Origin of the sequence: Maribacter aurantiacus, assembly GCF_005780245.1 — a bacterium.
GTDB classification, from domain to species: Bacteria; Bacteroidota; Bacteroidia; order Flavobacteriales; family Flavobacteriaceae; genus Maribacter; species Maribacter flavus.
On record NZ_VBUK01000005.1, the window covers coordinates 16,368 to 39,422 of the forward strand.

Annotated in this window: 18 protein-coding genes; 9 read left to right on the plus strand and 9 right to left on the minus strand. The window is 40.5% G+C overall.

Annotation, left to right across the window (positions count from 1 at the left end; all coding sequences use genetic code 11):
- Positions 1 to 92: 92 nt before the first annotated feature.
- The 8 genes from FEK29_RS09910 to FEK29_RS09945 form a co-directional block, all read right to left on the minus strand.
- Entirely contained in the window at positions 93 to 1,841 is a 1,749-nt protein-coding gene (locus FEK29_RS09910) for a hypothetical protein (RefSeq protein WP_138258280.1), read from the minus strand.
- Positions 1,842 to 2,250: 409 nt separating this feature from the next.
- On the minus strand, positions 2,251 to 3,147 hold the full coding sequence (locus FEK29_RS09915) for a glycosyltransferase family 2 protein (protein WP_138258281.1): 897 nt from the start codon (positions 3,145 to 3,147) through the stop codon (positions 2,251 to 2,253).
- A 20-nt stretch (positions 3,148 to 3,167) separates the two neighbouring features.
- Positions 3,168 to 4,553, minus strand: coding sequence for a lipopolysaccharide biosynthesis protein (locus FEK29_RS09920; protein ID WP_138258282.1), 1,386 nt, complete (start codon positions 4,551 to 4,553; stop codon positions 3,168 to 3,170).
- A gap of 142 nt (positions 4,554 to 4,695) precedes the next feature.
- A complete protein-coding gene (locus FEK29_RS09925) occupies positions 4,696 to 5,718 on the minus strand; it encodes a glycosyltransferase (RefSeq protein WP_138258283.1) in 1,023 nt (340 codons plus the stop codon).
- Between the two features lie 66 nt (positions 5,719 to 5,784).
- Positions 5,785 to 7,065 (minus strand): nucleotide sugar dehydrogenase, encoded by a 1,281-nt coding sequence (locus FEK29_RS09930; protein ID WP_138258284.1) that lies wholly within the window; start codon positions 7,063 to 7,065, stop codon positions 5,785 to 5,787.
- 216 nt (positions 7,066 to 7,281) lie between these two features.
- Positions 7,282 to 8,283: an SDR family oxidoreductase gene (locus tag FEK29_RS09935; RefSeq protein WP_138258285.1), complete on the minus strand. Its 1,002-nt coding sequence runs from the start codon at positions 8,281 to 8,283 to the stop codon at positions 7,282 to 7,284.
- Positions 8,284 to 8,412: 129 nt separating this feature from the next.
- Positions 8,413 to 9,438 (minus strand): NAD-dependent epimerase, encoded by a 1,026-nt coding sequence (locus tag FEK29_RS09940; protein ID WP_317129176.1) that lies wholly within the window; start codon positions 9,436 to 9,438, stop codon positions 8,413 to 8,415.
- A 258-nt stretch (positions 9,439 to 9,696) separates the two neighbouring features.
- Complete coding sequence (locus FEK29_RS09945) at positions 9,697 to 11,091, minus strand: nucleotide sugar dehydrogenase (protein ID WP_138258287.1); 1,395 nt, start codon at positions 11,089 to 11,091, stop codon at positions 9,697 to 9,699.
- A 277-nt stretch (positions 11,092 to 11,368) separates the two neighbouring features.
- Between FEK29_RS09945 and FEK29_RS09950 the strand changes: the two genes are divergently transcribed.
- The 4 genes from FEK29_RS09950 to FEK29_RS09965 are packed head-to-tail and all read left to right on the plus strand — an operon-like array spanning position 11,369 to position 17,643.
- The gene (locus tag FEK29_RS09950; RefSeq protein WP_138258470.1) at positions 11,369 to 12,457 is read left to right on the plus strand and encodes a DegT/DnrJ/EryC1/StrS family aminotransferase; all 1,089 of its coding nucleotides are present in this window, start codon (positions 11,369 to 11,371) and stop codon (positions 12,455 to 12,457) included.
- Entirely contained in the window at positions 12,454 to 14,397 is a 1,944-nt protein-coding gene (locus tag FEK29_RS09955) for a polysaccharide biosynthesis protein (RefSeq protein ID WP_138258288.1), read from the plus strand. The genes FEK29_RS09950 and FEK29_RS09955 overlap by 4 nt, the downstream gene beginning before the upstream one ends.
- Before the next feature lie 44 nt (positions 14,398 to 14,441).
- On the plus strand, positions 14,442 to 15,245 hold the full coding sequence (locus tag FEK29_RS09960; protein WP_138258289.1) for a polysaccharide biosynthesis/export family protein: 804 nt from the start codon (positions 14,442 to 14,444) through the stop codon (positions 15,243 to 15,245).
- A gap of 31 nt (positions 15,246 to 15,276) precedes the next feature.
- The gene (locus FEK29_RS09965; protein WP_138258290.1) at positions 15,277 to 17,643 is read left to right on the plus strand and encodes a GumC family protein; all 2,367 of its coding nucleotides are present in this window, start codon (positions 15,277 to 15,279) and stop codon (positions 17,641 to 17,643) included.
- 457 nt (positions 17,644 to 18,100) lie between these two features.
- Here the strand turns inward: FEK29_RS09965 and FEK29_RS09970 are convergent, their stop codons facing one another.
- Positions 18,101 to 18,841, minus strand: coding sequence for a tyrosine-protein phosphatase (locus tag FEK29_RS09970; protein ID WP_138258291.1), 741 nt, complete (start codon positions 18,839 to 18,841; stop codon positions 18,101 to 18,103).
- Between the two features lie 866 nt (positions 18,842 to 19,707).
- Between FEK29_RS09970 and FEK29_RS09975 the strand changes: the two genes are divergently transcribed.
- The 5 genes from FEK29_RS09975 to FEK29_RS09995 all read left to right on the plus strand — a co-directional run bounded on the left by FEK29_RS09975 (position 19,708) and on the right by FEK29_RS09995 (position 23,045).
- Positions 19,708 to 21,270, plus strand: a complete 1,563-nt coding sequence (locus FEK29_RS09975; protein ID WP_138258471.1) for a protein adenylyltransferase SelO — start codon at positions 19,708 to 19,710, stop codon at positions 21,268 to 21,270.
- Positions 21,271 to 21,283: 13 nt separating this feature from the next.
- Entirely contained in the window at positions 21,284 to 21,538 is a 255-nt protein-coding gene (locus FEK29_RS09980; protein WP_138258292.1) for a peptide methionine sulfoxide reductase, read from the plus strand.
- Between the two features lie 106 nt (positions 21,539 to 21,644).
- Entirely contained in the window at positions 21,645 to 22,148 is a 504-nt protein-coding gene (gene msrA, locus FEK29_RS09985; protein WP_138258293.1) for a peptide-methionine (S)-S-oxide reductase MsrA, read from the plus strand.
- 153 nt (positions 22,149 to 22,301) lie between these two features.
- Positions 22,302 to 22,511 (plus strand): hypothetical protein, encoded by a 210-nt coding sequence (locus FEK29_RS09990; RefSeq protein ID WP_240042723.1) that lies wholly within the window; start codon positions 22,302 to 22,304, stop codon positions 22,509 to 22,511.
- A gap of 111 nt (positions 22,512 to 22,622) precedes the next feature.
- Positions 22,623 to 23,045 carry an HYC_CC_PP family protein gene (locus FEK29_RS09995; protein ID WP_138258295.1) on the plus strand — a complete coding sequence of 141 codons (423 nt, stop codon included), beginning with the start codon at positions 22,623 to 22,625 and terminating at the stop codon, positions 23,043 to 23,045.
- Positions 23,046 to 23,055 lie beyond the last annotated feature (10 nt).

Genomic DNA, 23,055 nt, shown 5'->3' on the forward strand with positions numbered 1-23,055 from the left:
TGCATTTCAGATAAAATACCTAGATTACCATTCAAGACACAAAAAAAAGCTAAGATGTTAGTCTTAGCTTTTTTTTGTGTCTTGAAATAATTCTATTGAGTAAGATAATAAAAGAACGATTCAATATTCGAATATCCATTACCGTCTTCATCCCCATTAGAACTTTTTGATAAGTCACCGAAAACACTACGCTCCCATTCGTCTGCCATTCCATCATTATCGGTGTCGTAATTTGCAGGTCGAGCGGAGTTTTGTTTAGGAGGTACGCTCGTAAAACCAAAAACTCCATTTTTGTTAATATAAGAGTTAATCCAATTTTCATCTAGGCTGTCCCTATAAAGGCTATTGCCTACCTTGCTTAATACTTTATTTTCAATGGCTTGCTTTTCTTTTTCCCAATTAGAAATATAACTATTTCCTAAAACTCTTTGACTACTCTTAAAATCAAGTAATTCTTGATTATAATGATGTGCATTCGTTTCCATGGGTCCGGATATAAAGTTTCCTTCCACATAAATGGCTCCTGTATTTATGGGGTTATTATAGCCTTGACTGCCAAGTGTAATTACGTTGTAGTGATTTGGGTTTGACCCGAATGATTCATAAATGTTGGAAATTGCATCTACACGATTTCCCCAAGAAATAGCTAGACCACCTTCAAAACCATATATAATATTATTTATGAATTCTAAGGACTCTCCATTTGAGCCATAGCCAACCAAAATATTTCTATCTGTACATTCGGTTAAGAAATTATTTAAAAAAGATAAATTGAATACTCCTGGTCCTCGTAGACTGTTTTTATTTTGTTGGGTATTTTCACCTAATAGACAATTTTGTATAGTAATATTCTCAATTCTAATATCTTTTCCCTCACTAGAACAACTAATGTCCAAATTTTCATCTGATCCATGTGAAATTGAGCAATGGTCAATAATAATATTTCTTATATTGTAACCATTAGTTCCCCAATTTCGAATTCTAATTGCATCATCCGATTCAACTTGTGGTATATTAGTTCTAATTGTAAGATACCTAACAATTACATTTGAAGAATATATATCCAAAACTCCTCCCTTAATGGTTATTCCGGGATAAGGTGCTGTTTCGCCTGCAATAGTTATGTTTTCACGGGCTACATTTTCAGAATATTGGGTACTTCCAATCTGTAAATAAGAGTTCAATTGTATTGTGCCACCCACGTCAAAAACAACAATCCGTGGACCTTTGGTCAATAAAGCTTCTCGTAGACTGCCTGGACCACTATCATTAAGATTAGTCACATGGATTACTTGGCCTCCACGTCCTCCAGTGGTATATTTTCCAAAGCCTTCGGCTCCTGGAAAGGCTAATAATTCGCCCATATCGCTTGTGGAAATGGTTACTGTGGCTTCCTCTCTTGAAACTTCATTGTCAGATGTAATAACCTCCGTGGTATAGGTGAAGGAATCTTCAACCAAGACTTCTGCACTTTCTGAAGCAGTGGTTGTTTCTTCTGTTGTAGTTGTTTCCGGGTTCGTATCCACCGTTTGCGGAATGTAGGTCAAAGTATTATCGGCGTTGATAATGACCTCCCCATTTTTGGGTGTAGAGGTTTCAACAATGGTTACCTGGGCATCTCCGTTAAAATTGTCATTGTTCAAGACATCCATAACAATACTGGTCTGGCCGCTTCCAAGAAAAAAACGATCATCGACCAACAGCGCTATACTTTGCAGGTCGCCATCTTTGGCGATAACGTAATCCGATAAAAGGTCTGCATCTTTGGAGCAAGCTGTAACTAATAGAAGTAAAGAACTAAGCAAGCTCATCTTTTTTTGGGTGGGGTTTAAAAGAATCATAAGTAGGTTTAGAAAAAAGAGTTTATTATTGGGTTATACTATTTGGGACACAATGATAACGTTTAATTTTATCCAATCGTTTAAAAGCACTTTTTTTTCGATGAACTGCACTTTTTTTCCTTTTTCGATAAAATTTTTGATTCGAATGATCACTGGAAATCCATTTTAAAAAATCCAAGTAGCTACGCAAGTCAACGATGTCTTGGATCTTTACATCGAGGGATTTAACATTTTCTTTTCAATTTATTCGATGAAGTGCATACTTTTTTAAGTTTGAGGTTTTTTGGGATATCAAATCTTCGATTAAAACACATAGGTTTTTACAATAATGCGTAAATAAATTGAAATTTGTTTTTTACTGTTGAGAAGTGATCAAATTTTATAGAACTGATATATCTTATTCTTAAAATCAAATCACTTTTCGTAAAAGCCTTGGAAAGAAGAGAAGAAGAAAAATTAGGAGGCAGATCGTTTTTTTCGAAGTCCCCAGTTTGATGTTCGAATCTTTAACAAAAAAGGATGACCGGATAAAATTAAAGGCAATGTTACGGTAATGCGTTGTTGTTATAATTTCTTTTGTAGGTGCCTCTTTTAAATGATAATAGGACGTGTAAAAAATTACCTTTTGAATCTGTTTATAGGATTTTTTCTGGTGAATCATTCCAGTTTCAGAATACCAATAACGCCTATGGACCATGTTTACGCACAAAAAGTCGTATTCTGAATTGATTTTGTTCCAAGTCGCCGCTTCACTGATAAAACTGTTGGGATGCACATACATTTTAAATTCCTTAAGGACTTCGGTCCGCCAACAATGCCATTTTTCTCCCCCAATAGGCCGTTTTCTGTTTAAAACACGTTCTTCAAAACCAACCTGCCACATGTTTTTGGGCCAAGCCTCACCTACTAATTTTCCTGACTCATCTTCTACCAAGGTCCAAATAGCTCCAATAGATTTAGCGTCTCTTGTGCTCTCAATGGATTTCCATAATATATTTAAATCATGTAAAGTGTTCTTGCTAAAAGTATCATCGCTATCCGCAATTATGGTATAGGGGAGTCTACAAAGCATAAAACCTTCATTCACTGCATTAGACTTGCCTTTGTTTTGAGGCATTAGATGATATATGATTTTAAAATCCAATCCTTGGTTTTGCCATTGCTCAACTAGTTCCAAAGTGCCATCAGTGCTACCATCATCTACTATAATCCATTCAAAGCCCCTAAAGGTTTGCGCCTTTAAGGAATCATATACACGGGGCAGTTCCTTTATACGATTATATGTAGGGGTTAATACACTAAACATGCCTTTATTAATACATAATCTTAATTAAAAAATTGGTTTTGGAGTCTTTTTATAACATCCCTAAAATAAGAACTTGTCAAATAGAATGTGCCAAAATAAAAGATACCGGTTCCAACAATTATTTTTAGAGCGTACCAGAAAAAATTCAAGTAATTGATTGAGTTCATCTTAAATAAGTATTCTAATAAATATTTATTGGCGTATAAAGCCAATCCTGTCATAACCAATAGTTTTATGAAGCCTTTCAAATATTGACTAAAGGGTTTTTTAAAACCGCTATGGTAAACATAAATTGGACGCCATATTGCCACTATTAAAAGTATACTTACATTGGTACCTAAAAGTATCCCTGCAAGACCAAATTTTAAAGCAAAAATTATGGAAACTACAATATTTAGAATACCCTCTGTTATTGGGGCCCAGGTATCACTGTAAAGACCGTAGGCCTGTTTAAAAGCTTCGATTGGGTTTACTATCTGTCGCAAAAAGAAAATAGAGCAGAACAAGGCCACCACAAGCGAATCCAAAATATACTCTTGGCCCAACCACAATCCAATAAAGGGATTTATCAAAAGTAATATACAACTTACGCTAAATCCACCAATAAAAAAGCGTAGGGCCATCATTTCCCAAAGCACCTGATGGATGGATTTTTCATTGTTTTCGGCAACTAAATTGCCAATACTGGCCTTGCTCCCACCAAACAATTTCTCTATAAGAATTCCAATATTTAAAACTACCAATTCATAATTTCCAAAGAAGGCAACGCTTTGGGCATTAATAAAATAAAAAATCAAAATGTTGTCGGTACCTGAATTTAAGAACCCTCCCAATTTGTGTACACTTATTTGCTTTACCTTGGTTAGCAGCAAGGAACGTCTTTCAAATTCCTGTGGTTTCTGGAATAAGGAATCCTCCAATTTAAGCCATGGATATCTTTTATTAATAACCTTCCTTATTAGAAAGGCGAAGACAACTCCAGTAATCCACTCCAAGGTAATCCACATCCAAAAGTTATCAAGAAAAAAAACTACTGCCGATTGTAGTAGAATTTTGCAAATAGTAATGGTCTGGGAATACTTGGCAACGATATAATCCTTTTGGTCTGCCTGTACCAAGAAAATGTGATAATTAAAAAAATACCCAATCAGGGAACTGGCCAAAAAGGAAAAAAAGGCATAATAAATTAGCGCCAAATTGATACCTGTATCTTCAAAAATAAAGGGAAAAAAGAAGGAAAGTAGCACCCCTGCCAATAGTATCAATAAGCCAATTTTTTTATACAGGTTTCCTACAAAATTGATTATTTGGTTTACCTCCCTATGGTTATTGTTAAAAAGAGGCTTATAGAGTGCAAAACCAATGGCGGTGCCTATACCCAGTTCTGCAAGGTTCAAAAATGTCAAGAAGCTTCTTAAAGTGGCCGTTGTTCCTATAAACTCATCCCCGAGACCGTCTAAAAAAATTTTTCTAGAAAAAAATTGGACTAAGACAAAAAGCCCATGGAAAAAGAACCCAACTTTGGCATTTTTAATTGTGTGTGAGAGTCTAGACATGAAAAACCCTTAATAGTCGTAGTTGCAATTGGATTCTATGGTAATTGAAAACTCTAAAGACACCATAGATTCTTAGGGGGAGTTTTAAAACAAAAAACTTTTCAAAATTTGAAAAGTCTGTTGGAATAGTTAAAGACTCCATTTCCTTTGTTTGTTGCCTGATTTCTTGCCTAAGTGCCCTTCTAATTCTAAACTTGGGGTCAAGATGCGCATGAAGAAACAAAGGATTGAAGTGATTTATCAAACCACGAAGCAAATACTGTTGTGCTTTGGTACGTACCAAAGTATTATAGTGTTTTGTCTCGTTAACAATATGGTACAAGGCATCTTTCGCGTCCAATTTTTTTAGGGAATAGGCACTTCGGGTAATGCTTTCGTTTTCCGTATTGTACACATACAAAGATTCATTTAAGTATCCTTGTCTAGAGACCCTATTTATGGTATCAATGGTAAAAAAGACATCCTCGTTAATTTTACCGGGAATAAATTTTCTGTTTGCAATAAGGTTTCGGGAATAAAACCTTCTCCAGACAGAAAAGTTATTTGTGTTCAACAATCTTAGCATGGCATCAGGTTGCGACTCAACAAAGGAAATGGTTTTGATTTCTTTGCTCTTTTTATTTAAATCTCGACTATTTACAATACCACATTCAACAAGGTCTAGTTTATTTTCTATGCTAAAACCCAATAGGGTTTCTACCATTTTTGGCTTGATCCAATCATCGCTATCGACAAAAAGAACATAATCACCTTTAATGTTTTCTAGCCCTGTATTTCTAGCTTCGCTTTGACCTTTATTGGTTTGATGAAAAACTTTTATTCTATTATCATTTTTGGCTAATTTAATGCAAATTTCACCGCTTTCATCTGTGGATCCGTCATTGATCAACAGAATTTCCAAATTCGCATAGGTCTGTTCGATAATGCTCTTTACACAACGCTCCAGAAACTCGGAAACGTTGTAGACCGGCACAATGACAGAAACCAATGGATTCGTTATGTTTTTATCATCCATAAACTACATCTTTTTATCTGCCAACCCGATTCAAATTTGAAATGGGCAAAATTGTAAATGCTTGATTTAGAGTCTTCCGTCTACATGTTCCTTCAAAATACCCTTTACATCATAGACTACCCCATTGGGATTTAACAACCCTTTCAAATCCAGGTTCAAAAACTCCTTGTGGGCGACTGTCAAAACCACGGCGTCAAATTTCTCGTTGGGTAGGGTATTTGAAATATCCATTCCATATTCATGTACTACTTCCTCTGGGGAAGCCCAAGGGTCAAAAACCGTGACATCCGTGCCATAGCTTTTTAAGTTATTTATAACGTCTACTGCCTTGGTATTCCGTACATCGGGGCAATTTTCCTTAAAGGTGATGCCCAATACCAATATCTTGCTTTCCTTGATACGGATGTCCTTTTGTACCATCAGTTTTATAATTTCTGAGGCCACGTATTTACCCATGGTATCGTTCATACGTCGACCTGCCAAAATGATTTCAGGGTGGTAACCGTATTCCTGGGCCTTCTGGGCCAAATAATAAGGGTCAACGCCAATACAGTGGCCCCCCACCAAACCGGGTTTGAAGGGCAAAAAGTTCCATTTGGTCCCCGCAGCTTCCAAGACCTGATGGGTGTCAATGCCCATAAGATTGAAAATCTTCGCCAATTCATTCACGAAAGCAATGTTGATATCCCTTTGCGAGTTTTCAATCACCTTTGCCGCTTCCGCTACCTTGATGGTAGGCGCCAAATGCGTACCTGCCGTAATCACCGAGGCATAAAGGGCATCCACTTTCTTCCCTACCTCTGGGGTTGATCCAGAAGTAACCTTTAAGATTTTCTCCACCGTGTGTTCCTTATCGCCCGGATTGATCCGTTCCGGGGAGTAGCCGGCAAAGAAATCCGTATTGAAAACCAGGCCGCTTTCCTTTTCCAAAACGGGAATACACTCGTCTTCCGTAACCCCTGGGTACACGGTAGATTCATAGATGACCGTGTCCCCTTTTTTTAGCACTTTACCTACGGTTTCACTGGCCTTGTACAATGGTGTGAGAATGGGTCGGTTCGTGCGGTCCACCGGTGTAGGAACCGTTACAATGTAGTAGTTGCAATCTGCAATGTCCTCCGGTTTATTGGAGCAATAGAGACCGGTATCCATCGTTGGTTGCGCCACCAACACCTCCTGAAGAATATCGTCTTCCACCTCCAGGGTGCTGTCGTGACCGTTCATTAATTCCTTCACACGACCGGCATTGATATCAAACCCAACGACCGGGTATTTGGTGGCAAACAATCGGGCCAAGGGTAATCCTACGTAGCCCAGTCCTATAATGGCAATTTTAGTGTTGTTCATCTTTTGTCTATTTAGCTTTTAGCCATTGGCAGTTAGCTCTTGGCTTCTTTTCTTTGTTTATAAATAGCTATTGGCTGCTGGCCTTTAGCAATCCGTTTTTAGTTTTAACTATTGGTTATTCGTTGTTCCCTTCGCTTTCACTTCGACTCCGCTCAGTGACCGCGTTATACTCATTACACTATTTTTTATTTAAAACTAATTACTAAATACTAACATCTAGTTCCTTAAATTCTCCCAATACCAAGCCACAGCTTCCTTAAGTCCGGAATTGATGTCGTATTCCGGAGCGTAGCCTAATAGGTTTTTGGCTTTGTCTATGGAAGCCAGAGAGTGGGGAACATCCCCTTTCCGTTCCGGGCCATAGATGGTTTCCACATTTTTTATTTCTGCATCGTAGTCACTCAGGTATTCCTTTAAAAGGCTTACCAGTTCCTTTAAATCCGTACGTTCCCCAAAGGCGACATTGTAAACGGTATTGATCGCTTCGGGCTTGGTGCCCAGAATGGCGCGAATGTTCATCTGTACCACATTGTCTATATACGTAAAATCCCTGGAAAAAGACCCATCCCCATTGATTACGGGGGATTCGTGCTGCATCAATTGCATCACAAATTTAGGGATAACCGCGGCATAGGCGCCATTGGGATCTTGTCTACGACCAAAAACGTTGAAATAGCGGAGCCCAATGGTTTCCAACCCGTAGGTTTTGGCAAAGACATCGGCATACAGTTCGTTTACATATTTGGTAATGGCATAGGGGGACAATGGTTTTCCTATGATGTCCTCCACCTTGGGCATATTGGTAGAATCTCCGTAGGTAGAGGAACTGGCGGCATAGACCAAACGTTTTACTTGTTGGTCTCGGGCAGCTACCAACATATTCAAAAACCCGGACACATTGACCTCGTTACTGGTAATGGGGTCATTGATGGATCTTGGGACAGAACCCAAGGCAGCTTGATGCAGTACATAATCCATCCCCTTACAAGCCGTTTGACAGGTGTCCAAATCCCGGATATCACCTTCCAAAAGACTAAAATTTGAATTTTTTAGAAAGGGTTCAATATTTTCCCGTTTTCCAGTCGCAAAATTATCCAAACAACGAACCATATTGCCATTGTTTAACAAGGCTTCGCAGAGGTTGGAACCGATAAAACCGGCCCCACCGGTAACTAATATACGTAAAGAGGGGTCAACATTCAGGGATGTATGATTCATAAGGTAATTTTTTGTGGTGCAAAGATGTCATAACTTGTTAATAGCATCCTAATTTATTACTGTTAAATGAAGGAATTTTCGTTTAATCGATTTGAAAATGTATTATTTGTATCGGCAGCTAATCTAAAATCAACCTTTATAAAACTTCAGATACCAGTCAACAAAACGTTGTACTCCCAATTTTATTGGGGTATTGGGGCTATAATCGTAATCTTTAATTAAATCATCTACATTGGCCCACGTCTTTTCGACGTCCCCAGGCTGCATGGGCATCATTTCTTTTTGGGCTTCTTTTCCCAAGGTCTCCTCAATCGACATAATGAATTCCATTAATTTTACGGATTTACTGTTGCCTATATTATAGACTTTGTAACGTTCTTTTGGGGATATCTTCCTATCCAAGGAAGTTTCCAAGATACGAACCACAGCTTCCGTTATATCGTCGATATAGGTAAAGTCCCGTTCCAGTTTGCCATGGTTGAAGACTTTGATGGGTCTGTTGTTCCTGATGGCATCCGTAAACAAAAACATGGCCATATCCGGCCGGCCCCATGGGCCATAGACCGTAAAAAAGCGCAATCCTGTAGATTTGAATCCATACAAATGACTATAGGCATGGGCCAAAAGCTCATTGCTCTTTTTTGTGGCGGCATACAGACTCACGGGATGGTCCACGGCATCCGTGGTTTCAAAAGGAATTTTTTCGTTCAAACCATACACACTGGAACTGCTGGCATAGACCAAATGGTTTATGCCGTAATTCCTGCAGCATTCCAAAATGTTTAGGAAGCCCACGAGATTGCTGTCAACATACGCTTCTGGGTTTTCCAGGCTATAGCGTACCCCGGCCTGGGCGGCCAGGTTGCAAACAGTGTCAAATGCGTGCTTTTCAAATAAATGGGGCAGCCCTTCCCGATCTTCCAAGGCCATACGAACAAAGGAAAAATTGGGCTCATTGCTGCTTTGCATTTCATTTCCAAAGATTTCGGCCTCACTTCTTGCAATACCCAATTGTTCCAAACGGGCATATTTCAATCCCACATCATAGTAATCATTGATATTGTCCAAGCCTACAACGCTATGTCCTTTTTCCAATAGGGATTTCGACACAAAAAAACCTATAAACCCAGCGGCACCTGTAACTAAAATTTTCACACGTATAAATATTAATAATTATTTTACTCCTTATCTTTTTCGATCACCGCTTATAATCAATTGAAGCCCCTTATTCTTCCTTCCATTGGACATAAGCCTTGAGTTTTTTGGACCAAACCGTTTAGGAATGAGGTCTCTATCTTGGTTTGTCCTGAGCGTGGCCGAAGGACTGGACCTAACATTCCCAACTGAGGACGACCTAACATATCCTTTATCTTCATTGACTAAGGGATGAAAAATGGCTTAAGGTCTTCTTCATTATTCACCTATCTTGTAGTAGTTAAAACCTATTTCATTCATTAGGGCAGTGTCCAGGATTCTTCTGCCGTCAAATACGAAGGCCGGTTTTAGCATTTGATCATAAATTTTCTGCCAGTCGTAGGCTGTAAACTCGTCCCACTCCGTAAGTAGGGCAATGGCATGGGCCTCTTTGGTGGCAACGATAGGGTCTGAGGTTACCTTTAACAATCTTCTGTTTTCTTCAGGGGACCGGGTACCCAAATAGTCCAAATCGGCATAAATCCTATCTTCCTTGACCTTCGGGTCATAGACCAATAGTTCCGCATGTTCTTCCAGAAGGGCATCCGCGATGGCGATGGCGGGAGATTCTCGGGTATCGTTCGTATCCTTTTTAAAGGCCCAGCCATACAAAACGATTTTCTTTCCAGATACGGTGTTATATAATGTTGAAATGATTTTTCCCGCAAACCTTCTTTTTTGGTAGTCGTTGGCGATGATTACCTGCTCCCAATAATCGGCCACTTCGTTTAGGCCGTAGGAGCGTGCAATGTAGACCAGGTTTAGAATGTCCTTTTGAAAACAGGAGCCGCCAAAGCCCACGGAGGCATTCAAAAACTTGGGGCCTATCCTACTGTCAAAGCCAATGGCCCTGGAGATTTCCTGAACATTGGCATCCGTTTTCTCGCACAAGGCAGATATGGTGTTGATGGAGGATACCCGTTGCGCCAAAAAGGCATTGGCCACCAGTTTGGAAAGTTCCGAAGACCATACGTTAGTCTGTAAAATACGTTCCTTGGGCAGCCAGTGTTCATATACGGCACTTAAAGCATCCTTGGCTTCCTGTCCGGAGGGCGTGTCATTGCCACCAATGAGTACCCTATCCGCATGTAAAAGGTCTTCAATGGCCGTACCTTCCGCCAAAAATTCCGGGTTGGATAAAATTTCAAAGTGTACATCATTTCCTGTATTTTCCAGGATATTCTGTATGGCCTGCGCCGTACGTACCGGTAAGGTAGATTTTTCCACAACGATCTTGTCATCCTTGGCCACCTTGGCGATATTACGGGCACAAAGTTCTATATATTTTAAATCGGCCGCTTGGCCTTTGCCCTTACCATAGGTTTTGGTGGGTGTATTTACCGATATAAAGATCATTTGGGCCTCGTCTATGGCGGTATCGACATCCGTAGAGAAGAAGAGGTTCTTTCCCCGGCTTTCCGCTACGATTTCCTTAAGTCCCGGTTCATATATAGGTAAAGTATCCAGGTTTTCCGTGTTCCATTGGTCGATACGGTCCTTATTGATATCTACGACCGTTACCTGTATTTCTGGGCATTTGTTGGCAATTACGGACATGGTGGGTCCGCCCACATAGCCTGCTCCGATACAACAGATTTTTGTAATCGTTTTCATTTCCTGGTTTAGGGATTAAAAGACAAAGATGAAAAATAAAACAGGTTTTAAAAAGGGAAGACGTGCGAAAGAGACCAAATATCCCTTCACTTCGTTGAAAGGAAGGGTATATGGTTTTTAACCGATGAATTGTAAGCCTTAGACGAATTATGTCCTTAATTATCTTGATTGAGCACGATAATAGTTAATTTTGAAATCTATATTTGCAACCCTAAATTGTAACAACCATTTGAAAACCATTGCAACACCTACTAAAATTTGGCTTTCCTCTCCACATATGGGCGGAGACGAGTTGAATTATGTGCATGAAGCCTTTGAAACCAATTGGGTCGCCCCCTTGGGTCCCAATGTGGACGCTTTTGAGAGGTCCATTGAAAAGGAACTTGGAAACGCGGTTCACGTTGCCGCCCTAAGTTCAGGAACCGCTGCCATCCACCTTGGGTTGGAGCTGTTGGGCGTAGGTCCGGGGGATGAGGTGCTTTGTCAAAGCTTTACCTTTTCCGCTTCCGCCAATCCTATTTTATATCTAGGGGCACAACCTGTTTTTGTGGACAGTGAAACGGATACTTGGAACATGAGTCCGGAACTGCTGCGCGAAGCAATAGAAGACCGAATAAAGAATCACAGAAAACCAAAGGCCATTATAGCCGTCCATTTGTACGGCATGCCCTATAAAATTGAAAAGATTCGTTCCATTGCCGATGCCTTCGAAATCCCAATTTTAGAGGACAGCGCGGAGGCACTGGGTAGTTGGTATAAAGGTACTTCCTGTGGAACTTTTGGGGATGTAGGCATTCTATCCTTTAATGGCAACAAAATCATTACGACATCTGGGGGTGGCGCACTGGTCACAAGAAACAAAACCCTTAGGGACAAGGCCGTATTCTTGGCTACCCAGGCCCGGGACGAGGCTCCCCATTACCAACATAGCCATGTTGGGTATAATTACCGTATGAGCAATGTACTTGCAGGCATTGGCCGTGGCCAAATGGAGGTCTTGAAGGACCGGGTTTCGGCCAGGCGAAAGAATTATGAGTTTTACCTAAATTCATTGAGCTCACAAAATGAACTTTCTTTTTTACCGGAACCGAAAGATTATTTTTCCAATCGGTGGTTAAGTTGTATCTTAACATCCTGTTATGATATGCGAGAAACTTTGAGAATGGCGCTATTAGAGCAAAATATTGAATCTAGGCCATTATGGAAACCTCTTCATTTGCAACCCGTATTTAAGGATTCCAAGCAATATTTGGATGGTACTTCCGAAGTACTGTTCCAAAGAGGATTATGTCTTCCAAGCGGTTCCAATCTTTCCCAAGAGGATTTGGAGCGGGTATCGGAAACAATTAAAAACGCTTTATCATGATACAAAAATACATTACCTACAGTGCAGAGCGCTATGCTTCCAAGTGGTTGGTCCTGGCCATCGATTTGGCAACGATTGCCTTCGCGTTTGTATTGTCCTATCTGATCAGGTTCAATCTTACCTTGGATTTTCAGGTAGAGAACCTTCTCGTACAACTTCCCTTGGTATTGCTAACCGGTCTCATATCCTTTTTAATTGTTGGGTCTTACAAAGGGGTGGTACGGCATACGGGGGTCCGGGATGTCTACAATATTTTTAACGCTGTCTGCCTTTCCAGTATTCTGGTCATTTTTATAGTATTGGCGAACAGGGTTTTTGGTGTATTGAACCTATTCACCATACCCCTTTCCATTATTATCATCAATAGTCTGTTGACCTTTATTGGCCTTACGGCTTCCAGATTCGTTTTTAAATCCATTTATAGTACTATGAACCAAGGCACCAAGGCCTTTAAAAAAGTACTGATTTATGGTGCAGGAGACTCTGGGGTGTTGACCCACGGTGCCATTACCAACCACTCCCAAAGTGAATACAAGGTGGTGGGCTATATTGACCGCGATGTCAAAAAAATTGGAAAAAATATCAATGGCGTACCTGTTTTTGCCCGAAAGACGGTAACAAAGGACTTCATTGAAAAAAATAGCATTTCAGAAATCATCTTCTCCATACAGAATATCGATTCCTTAAAATTGAGAAAAACCGTGGAGGGATTGATGGATTTACCCGTGGTGGTTAAAATCGTTCCTCCCATTGAGAATTGGATCAATGGTGAATTGAAGGTTTCCCAAATCAAGCAGGTACAGATAGAGGATTTGTTGGATCGGGCACCCATAAAAATCAAGAATAGCAAAATTGAAATGGAATTGTTGAACAAAAGCATCATGGTTACCGGTGGTGCCGGTTCCATTGGTAGCGAGATCGTTCGTCAGATTTGTGCCTATTCCCCAAAGTCCCTCATCATAATCGATTCGGCGGAATCCGCCTTGTATGACCTACAGCAGGAGCTAAAGCAAAATGGCCATCATAATTTTATACCCATCGTAAGCGATATTCGAGACAAGAACCGGATGAACGCCCTTTTCTCGGAACACAAGCCCAATATGGTCTTTCATGCGGCCGCCTACAAACATGTGCCCTTGATGGAATACAATTCCTATGAGGCCATAAAAATCAATATTGCGGGTACTAAGACCATTGCCGATCTTTCCTTGATCCACGGCGTTGAAAAATTCGTATTTGTTTCTACGGATAAGGCAGTAAACCCCACGAACGTTATGGGAGCTTCCAAACGGATTGCGGAAATGTACATTAGTTGCATGCAAAAAGAGGAAAAGACCAAATTCATTACTACCCGATTTGGCAACGTTCTGGGATCCAATGGTTCCGTAATCCCATTATTTAGAAAACAGATAGAAATGGGAGGTCCCTTGACCCTTACCCACAAGGATATTACCCGATACTTTATGACCATACCGGAAGCATCCCAATTGGTATTGGAAGCCGGTGCCATGGGCGAAGGTGGGGAGATCTTTATCTTTGACATGGGTGAATCCGTCAAGATATACGACTTGGCCAAAAACATGATCAAACTTTCCGGTTTGCGCTACCCAGAAGATATCGATATCAAAATTACAGGATTAAGGCCCGGTGAAAAATTGTACGAGGAATTGTTGGCCAATGGTGAGAATACCATGCCTACCTATCATCAAAAAATCAAAATAAGCAAAGTACGGGAATTGGATTATGCCAAGGTACGTTCCCAGATTGACGAGTTGTGTATTACCAACATGTTCTTTAACGGAAATACCATTCAATTGATGAAGGAAATCGTCCCCGAATATGTATCCAAGAATTCCACCCTCTGTGAGTTTGATAAGAAACCTAAGGCCGAAGGAGAAAAGGAAAAAGCGAATCCAAACCTTAAAATTGTACAACCCTAACCTGCCGTTTTATTTACGGTTTATAAATTCACTTCACTTACATTATGTCAAAAATCTTTAATTTTTTTAGAGTCCCATTATGGTTCATTTTATCAGGGGCATTGATAACTTCCTGTGGTTCCAGAAAGGATATCGTTTATTTTCAGGACGCCCAGAATTACGAAACCATTGTTAGTGATAACAATCACAATTATAGCTTTAAGGTAGACGATATTGTACGTATCAACGTGTCTACTTTAGATCAGGCCGCAAGCGCCCCGTTCAACATTTTTATGGGGGTACAACCAGAAAGTGTTCTTCGCGGAAACAATGTAGGAGGCGTACAACCTAACCAGTTGGACTATATTGTAGACAAGAATGGTGAAATTGATTTCCCAGTACTTGGTCGGATCAAAATTTTGGGATTGACCCCTGAGGAAACCAGGGAATTGTTAAAGGAAAAATTGAAGCCCTATTTGAAAGATCCCATTATAAATATCCGCTTGGTCAATTTCACAGTTACCCTTTTAGGGGAGGTAAATAGACCGGGAACGTATCAGATAATTGGGGAGCAGGTGACCGTTTTGGAGGCTATCGGTTTAGCGGGAGACTTGACGATTAAGGGCAAAAGGGATAATGTTATGGTCGTTAGGGATTTCAATGGCACCAAAGTTTATACGCGCATCGATTTGACAAAAAAAGAGGCCTTAAACTCGCCGGTGTATTACTTGACCCAAAACGATGTGGTATACATAGAGCCCAACAGATCAGCGGTATCGCAATCCACCTTGGATAATAGGGCAGGGCTTGCCGTTTCCATTGCTTCCCTTCTAATAACTACCACCGTCATTATATTAACCAGAAATTAGAGCGTCCATTTAATAGCTTTCAAAGGAAACTATGACTTTTTCAAACAAAACCGAGGATTTAAAAAAAATAGTAACCACCTATACCAAGCATTGGAAGTGGTTTGTGCTCTGCGGTATTTTGGCATTGGTTATCGCCTATTTAAAAATACGATATACCATTCCCGAATATGCCGTGCAGTCCCAGATACAGATTGTTCAGGATAAGAATTCTACCAACGAGTTGAGCGTATTTCAAGACCTTGATATCATGGGTGGGAGTTCCAAGCAAGTGGAGGACGAGATTGAAATCCTGGCATCCCGTTCCAACTTTATTGAAGTAGTCAAGGAATTGGGTATCAACATGCAAGTAACGGCCTTAGGGAGTATCATAAATTCCGAGATTTACGGTAATCCGCCGTTTAAATTGAATTTTATAGCCGCGGACTCAATTGTTCATAATGCCCAATACGGATTTTTTATTGAACCTACCTCAGAAACGAATTTTTCCTTTAAAGAGCAGGAGGATGCACCTTCAAAAGTTTATTCCTATGGAAATGCAGTTCCTACACCCATAGGGGATATGATCATTACTCCCAATGTGAAGGACCCCAAAGGGATTATAGACAATGATTACTATGTTTCCATATCACCGGTGGAAAATGTAGCCCGTTCCTTAAAAGCGGCCGTTACGGTTGCCGCCACGGAAGAATTTTCCAATATATTGGACATTTCCATGATCAGTCCCATTCCTCAAAAAGCAAAGGATATTATTGATAAGTTGATTGAAATTTACAACCGAAACGATGTAGAGGAAAAAAAGCGAATTGCAGATGCCACCTCTGAGTTTATTAATAATAGGATCCAAATGATATCTGGGACGCTCACGTCCGTTGATGAAGATGCCCAGCAACTTTTAACCCAAAAGGGGATGACGGGTTCCGGTCTGGAAGTTGGGGCGGCCGTGCAGGTAAGTGCGGGTAGCCGGCAGAACTTGGAAAATGCCCGTGTTCAACTACAAATGGTCAGTGGGTTAAAGGAATATGTGGAAGGAGAAACAGGTTATGAGGAAATGCCTGTGGTAGATGTAGGCAATGGGGCTATTTCCCAAGCCACCATGCAGTACAATCAGTTGGTAGCGGAACGGAAGCGCTTGTTAAAAAGTGCGGATGAGCAAAACCCAATGATCGTTAATTTGGACGAACAATTAGATGGTCTCAAAAGTACCATGCAATCCAGTCTTTCCTCTTTGGAAAGGAACGTGGGAATGAACGTAAGTACCTTGCAAAGTCAGTTGGGAAGGATACAGGGAACAATTTATTCAGCACCCGAAAATCAACGGGAGTTGCGCAATATAACCCGTAAACAGGAAACTACGGAGTCGCTATACCTGTATCTGTTGCAGAAAAGGGAAGAATCACAGATTGCCTTTGCCTCTGCGGAGCCCAAATCAAATGTAATCGACAAGGCCTATATTGCCAGCCCTACTCCTGTAAAGCCCAAAACCACGATTACCTATTTAGCGGCATTAATGTTGGGAATGTTGGTTCCTTTTGGTGTCATTTATGGCAAGGACTTATTGGATACTAAAATCCACAATAAACACAATTTGGAGGATGTCACCAAGGATGTACCGGTATTGGGCGAACTCCCAAGATTGGGTAAAAAAGATGAAAAACTAATTGTAAAGGATGATCGATCCGTTTTGGCCGAGGCCTTGCGAATCTTAAGGACCAATTTGGATTACCTAATAAAATCAAAAACTGCGGTTGACAGTAAAAAGAACAATCGGATATTCATTAGTTCCAGTGTACCCGGTGAGGGAAAAACCTTTATTTCCACGAATTTGGCCATGATATTGGCGAGCACGAATAAAAAGGTATTGTTGATTGGTGCGGATATTCGAAACCCAAAGTTCTATTCCTTTTTTACTGGGGACTCCATCGATAAAATGAAAAGTACCAGTAAACATAAGGATGCCGGTCTTACCGAGTTTATTTTCAATGATAAAATTGAGATTAACGATATTATCAATCCTATGTTGGTACACCATAGTACCATCGATGTTATCTATTCTGGAAAGATTCCCCCCAACCCTGCGGAACTTTTAATGAGTTCCAGGGTAGGGGAACTTTTCGATACCGTTTCAGATATGTATGACTATGTTATTGTGGATACGGCTCCCTTAATGGTAGTGAGCGATACCTTGCTGATAACCCCGTATTCTGATTTCTTGATTTACGTAACCCGTGCGGGCATAACCGACAAAAATGCCGTTGAGTTTCCATTACAACTCAAAGCGGAAGGCAAATTGAAAAACCTTTCCTTTGTGGTGAACGATGTTAGCTTGGACAATCTGGGATATGGTGGAAAATATGGCTATGGCTATAGCAAGACCACAAAAAAATGGTGGAAGTTTTAAGTCGGTCTAGTTTTATAAATCGCCTAGCTCAGCTTAATAAGTATTGAAGAAATGAAAACACCCCGTTTTGAGGACTTAGTCCTCAAAACGGGGTGTTTTTTTATTGAAACTTGGAACTTTGAACTTGAAACTTTGAATTTGGTGCTTGAAATTTAGATTCCAATTGTCCGTTATTAGTCATGAGATGATTGTACCCTCGAGCGCAGTCGAGAGGTCATTAATCCTAATGTGCTCAAATTTACGTCTCAACTTTAGTTTATCTTGAGCATTGGGTGAAAAGAAAACATGTTTTCTTTGAACGCACCTTGCGCAGCAAAACGAAAGGCTCGAGGCGACATTGTTTTCAGTACAATTTGGGATTTGGGATTTGGAACTTGTTACTTGAATTTTAAAATTAATGAATATTGAATTTTATATCAATTTCTCCCTTTCATTAAAACTCCCAAAATTTCTGCTGTCATTTAAAATTGTAAGTAGTCCTTTCGATGATTGGCAATACTAAATCAATTGTTTGCTGCTTCAGTTCCATTTCCTTGAGCACTTTTAATTGTCTGGTGTTATGGATATCCGTCGCTATAAAGTCCAATAGGTTGTGGTTCAGTAACAACATGGCGGTTTTTTGGACCTCCTTGCCATAATACCCGGATAGGGACAAAATATTCAATTGCAAAAGCATGCCTTTATTTTTTAATTCCTCAAAGGACTTCTGTTTCCCATGGAGAAAATTATAGCGTTCCGGGTGGGCCAGAATGGTGTAAAGGCTCCTTGCGGAGATTTTCTCGACCATATCGAACAAATTCAAGGAAGGCTGTAAATAGGACATTTCAATAAGGATATAACTAGATGCCAAGGGCATGATGCGATTGTCCTCCAATTTACTCTCAAACCCGGCATCGATCATATGCTCTGCGGCAGCTTCTACACGAACGTGGTTGAAATCGTTCATTTTTAGACCATTTTTTAAAAGCACCAATGAATTATGGATGGTATCCGGCGTATTGGGATAATAATTTTCCATAATATGGGGTGTGCAGATAAAATCCGACACACCAAACTCACCAAAGCCTTTAATGAGCTCCAAGGAATCTTCCACTGTTTTTGCCCCGTCATCAATGCCTGGCAGTATGTGGTTGTGGATGTCCACAAAACCATTTAAATGGTCGATCAAAAAGTGCTTCTTTGTAAAAAAACTGAACATCTAACAGGTTAAGGATTTTTTTAAGGAATCGTTTTCTATTATTTATAATCGGTCCTTTAAATGTTTTAAGGGTCGAAGATATTTTATTTCTGGCAGCTAGTACAAAGAATCTTGTAGATTTTTAACCCGAAATATGCGTTAGGGGAGCGTCGTGAAGGTGAAAAGCGCAAAAAAGTAAACTACCACGGGGCAAGCCCACCAGGCATTCGCAGGAAGCAAATTTTTAATTTCGAGGCAAGCCTCGAAGTATTATACCCTTTTGCGGTGCCAATAAAGTAGTTTGGAAATTTTAGCACAGCACCGCTATGGTGAAATTGAAAACACAGCGTAGCTTTTTATTTTGAAGGGATTATTAGCTATAACAGCTTTTCTACTGCATAATGCGGGTTTAACTTCGTTTACGGACCTACAAATATTTAATCCATGTATTTGGTCATTGAAGTGGTTTAAACTTTTTCAAATTGGCTAAAAAATTGCAGAATTGCACCCATATTTTGTCTTTTTTTTGCTCCGTAGCCCTGCTATGCAGCTAAAAAAAGCCTTCCTCTGGGCATAATTCATTCAATTTTCGCTTCAATCCAAAAAGTTTAAATCACTTCATTTTTCTGTTGAGTTTTTAGCGTTTGCATAGTTAGAATCACGTACTAGATATTTAAAATTTGTAAATGCGATTCGAACTTTTATGTCCTAGGAAAATAAGGTCCTACCGAATTCGGTTCTGGATAATTTAAAAACATCGATTAATATCCTAACCGTACATTGTAAGTTTTTGTAATCCCTTAAGTCTAATCAAAAGTGCCATGCGGATATGTTTGCCAGCCTTGGTAATTTTGGTATATTGAGAATAGCATAGAATCATGATCGACATCAAACTGAATATACGGGATAAATTCAACAAAGAACTACCTTCAGACCCAAGGACAGATACGGCTCGACGTCAGGTAACGGAAGCTTGTTTTTCCTTTGTAAGGCCCAAGGAGCCCGGCAATCCTACGTTGCTTCATGTTAGTCCGGAAATGTTGGAGGCCATGGGACTGGATAGTTCCACAGCGGCTTCGGAAAAATTCTTAAAAGTGTTTTCAGGAGCAGAGGTACTCAAAAATACCCATCCGTACGCCATGTGCTATGGAGGGCATCAGTTTGGTAATTGGGCCGGACAGCTGGGCGATGGTAGGGCTATTAATCTCTGTGAGGTAGAAAGCGAAGAAAAGAAATGGGCTTTGCAACTAAAGGGAGCGGGGGAGACCCCGTACTCCAGATCGGCGGATGGGCTGGCCGTGCTACGTTCCTCCATTCGGGAATATTTGTGCAGTGAGGCCATGCATCATTTGGGAATTCCTACGACAAGGGCCTTATCGCTCATGCTAAGTGGCGACCAGGTCCTGCGGGATATGCTGTATGATGGTAACCCCCAATACGAAAAAGGCGCCATTGTCTGTCGGGTTGCGGAATCGTTTATTCGGTTCGGGAATTTTGAGATATTCACTTCCCGAGGAGATCATGACACCCTTAAAAAATTGGTCGATTTTACCATTACGCACCATTTTCCGCATTTGGGAGTGCCTTCTAAGGAAACCTATTTAAAATTTTTCCAAGAAGTGGTACATCGGAGTCTTGAAATGGTCATCCATTGGCAACGCGTAGGTTTTGTACATGGGGTGATGAATACGGATAATATGTCCATTCTGGGGCTTACCATCGATTATGGCCCTTACGGTTGGCTAGAGGGGTATGATCATGGTTGGACCCCCAATACTACGGACCGCACGTACAAGCGGTACCGCTTTGGGACACAACCACAAATCGTATTATGGAACCTTTTGCAATTGGCGAATGCCCTATATCCCTTGATCGAGGAGGCAGAACCCTTGGAAGATATTTTAATGGGGTATAGGAACGACCTTCCGCAAGCGTATCAAAACATGATGCAACAAAAACTGGGACTAACCACGGAACAGGAGGCAGATTCCCAATTGATAACCGATTTGGAAGCCGTGCTACAGGCTTCCGAAACCGATATGACCATATTCTTTCGGCAATTGGCGAACTATAAAGGGGAGGGAAGTATCCCGGGAATTGAAGTAGTACAGGAAGCCTTTTATTCCCCCAAGGAAATAGATGGCAAGATAAAGGAGCAATGGGACCAATGGTTTTTGAACTATTCCGAAAGGCTGAAAAATGAAAATTCGGCCAATGACAAACGAAAAAAAGCCATGGACAAGGTGAATCCAAAGTTTGTCTTGCGCAATTATATGGCCCAATTGGCCATTGATGCTGCAGATACGGGAGATTATTCCTTGATAGACGAGTTGTTTCAATTGCTAAAAAGGCCCTACGATGAACAACCCGAAAAGGAAAAATGGTTCGCCAAAAGACCGGATTGGGCCCGACATAAAGTCGGTTGTTCGATGCTCTCCTGCAGTTCCTAAAAAAAAACAGGCAATGGATTTCCAAAAATTTCCAGAGGGATACTCTACAGGAATGTATCAGTGTAAAAAATATGGTATAAGCAAGACTACCTTCAATAATGGAAAGTCCATTAAGCTATATGCCGAGGAATTGGGGGGAAGCGATTTTATAAGTATGAATTTCTATAGCACAAAGGAAAAAGAGTTGTTGAAACCTTGTGAAATGTCCAAAGCAAAGGTGGTAGATTTTTTAATTAAAGTAAAGCTTCTGAACACAATGGAATCATGAAAAAGGGGAAATCCTTTTCATATTGCCCAACAATTCTAAGAGGTATAAAATTTCAATATGGGACGTATCTTTGAGGGTAACCCGTAGTATCATAAAATAAAAATCAATGAACGAGTATAAAAAAGCGTATATAGCCGGAGGTTGTTTTTGGGGCATGGAGGATCTTTTCAGGAAGCGTCCCGGGGTAGTGGATACCGAGGTGGGCTATCAGGGAGGCGAGAACGAAAACCCCACTTATCATAATCATCCAGGCCATGCCGAAGGTATTGAGATTATCTATGATCCGGAGAAAACTTCGTTCAAGGAGTTGTTGGATTTTTTCTTTCGGATGCATGATCCCACCACGGTAAACAGGCAGGGCAACGATCGCGGTTCCAGTTACCGGTCGGCTATTTTCTATCAAAACGATACCGAAAAACAGAAAGCGGAGGAAGTCATTAAATTAGTGGATGAGTCGGGTAAATGGCCATCCAAAGTAGTGACCACCTTGGAGCCATGGACCACTTTTTGGCCTGCCGAAGAGTACCATCAAGACTATTTGGTAAAGAACCCCAATGGGTATACCTGTCATTTTGTTCGATTTGAGGATGGCGAGGCATTTTTAAAATAGCGAAACTGTGCGGTACGATTTCATGAAAAATTGGTTGAAAGGAACTGTTTTTCTTGCGTAATAGCTTAGTGATCCTAAATTCTAATATTTGGAAGTGGATATTTTGAAGAAAGTGATTATTTTTACTTTCAAAGTATGCTACATCACCTCATTGTGAATTGTACAAAAACCAACTTTGTTCTACTCACCGAATCCGGCTCCTACTTTGTAGAGTATCTTTTGGGCGAATTGGTGCTGTCCCCGTCCATATCCGAAGCATGGATTTTTAACGATGCTGATATTGCCAGAAAATTCCAGAATCGCTTGTTCGATACATTTAAGCTGTATACCTCTGTCAATAGTTTTATCGATATTGAAAATTAGAAAGTGCCTTCCCAAAAAAGGGACACTTTTTTCGATATCAATGCGTTATGGAACTAAACATTTCTTAAAGTCCGATTTCAAATTGGAAATTTTATAACTTTGCATTCGGTAATGAAAGCAAGCATTCATAAAATAGCGGCGATTGCAATGGCACTTTTGGTGTTTTTCTCCACAATGTCCTTCACGGTGGACATGCACTATTGTGGGGACCACTTGGTGGATTTCAGCTTGTCCAGTAATGTGGATACTTGCTTAATGAATGCCAAAATGACCAAGTCGCCCAGTGATTGTCCCATGATGGAAATGAAAATGGACTGCTGTTCTGACGTGGAAGTTGTCTTCGAAGGCCATGATGACTTAAAGTTGTCATTGGACCATTATTCCTTTGACCAACACGTATTCGTTGTTTCCTTTGTATATGCTTACATAAACCTATTTGAAGGTTTTGAGGCCGATGAGGTATATTTCAAGGATTATTCTCCACCCCCTTTAATACGGGATGTGCAGGTGCTGCACCAGACTTTTTTAATTTGATGTATTAGAC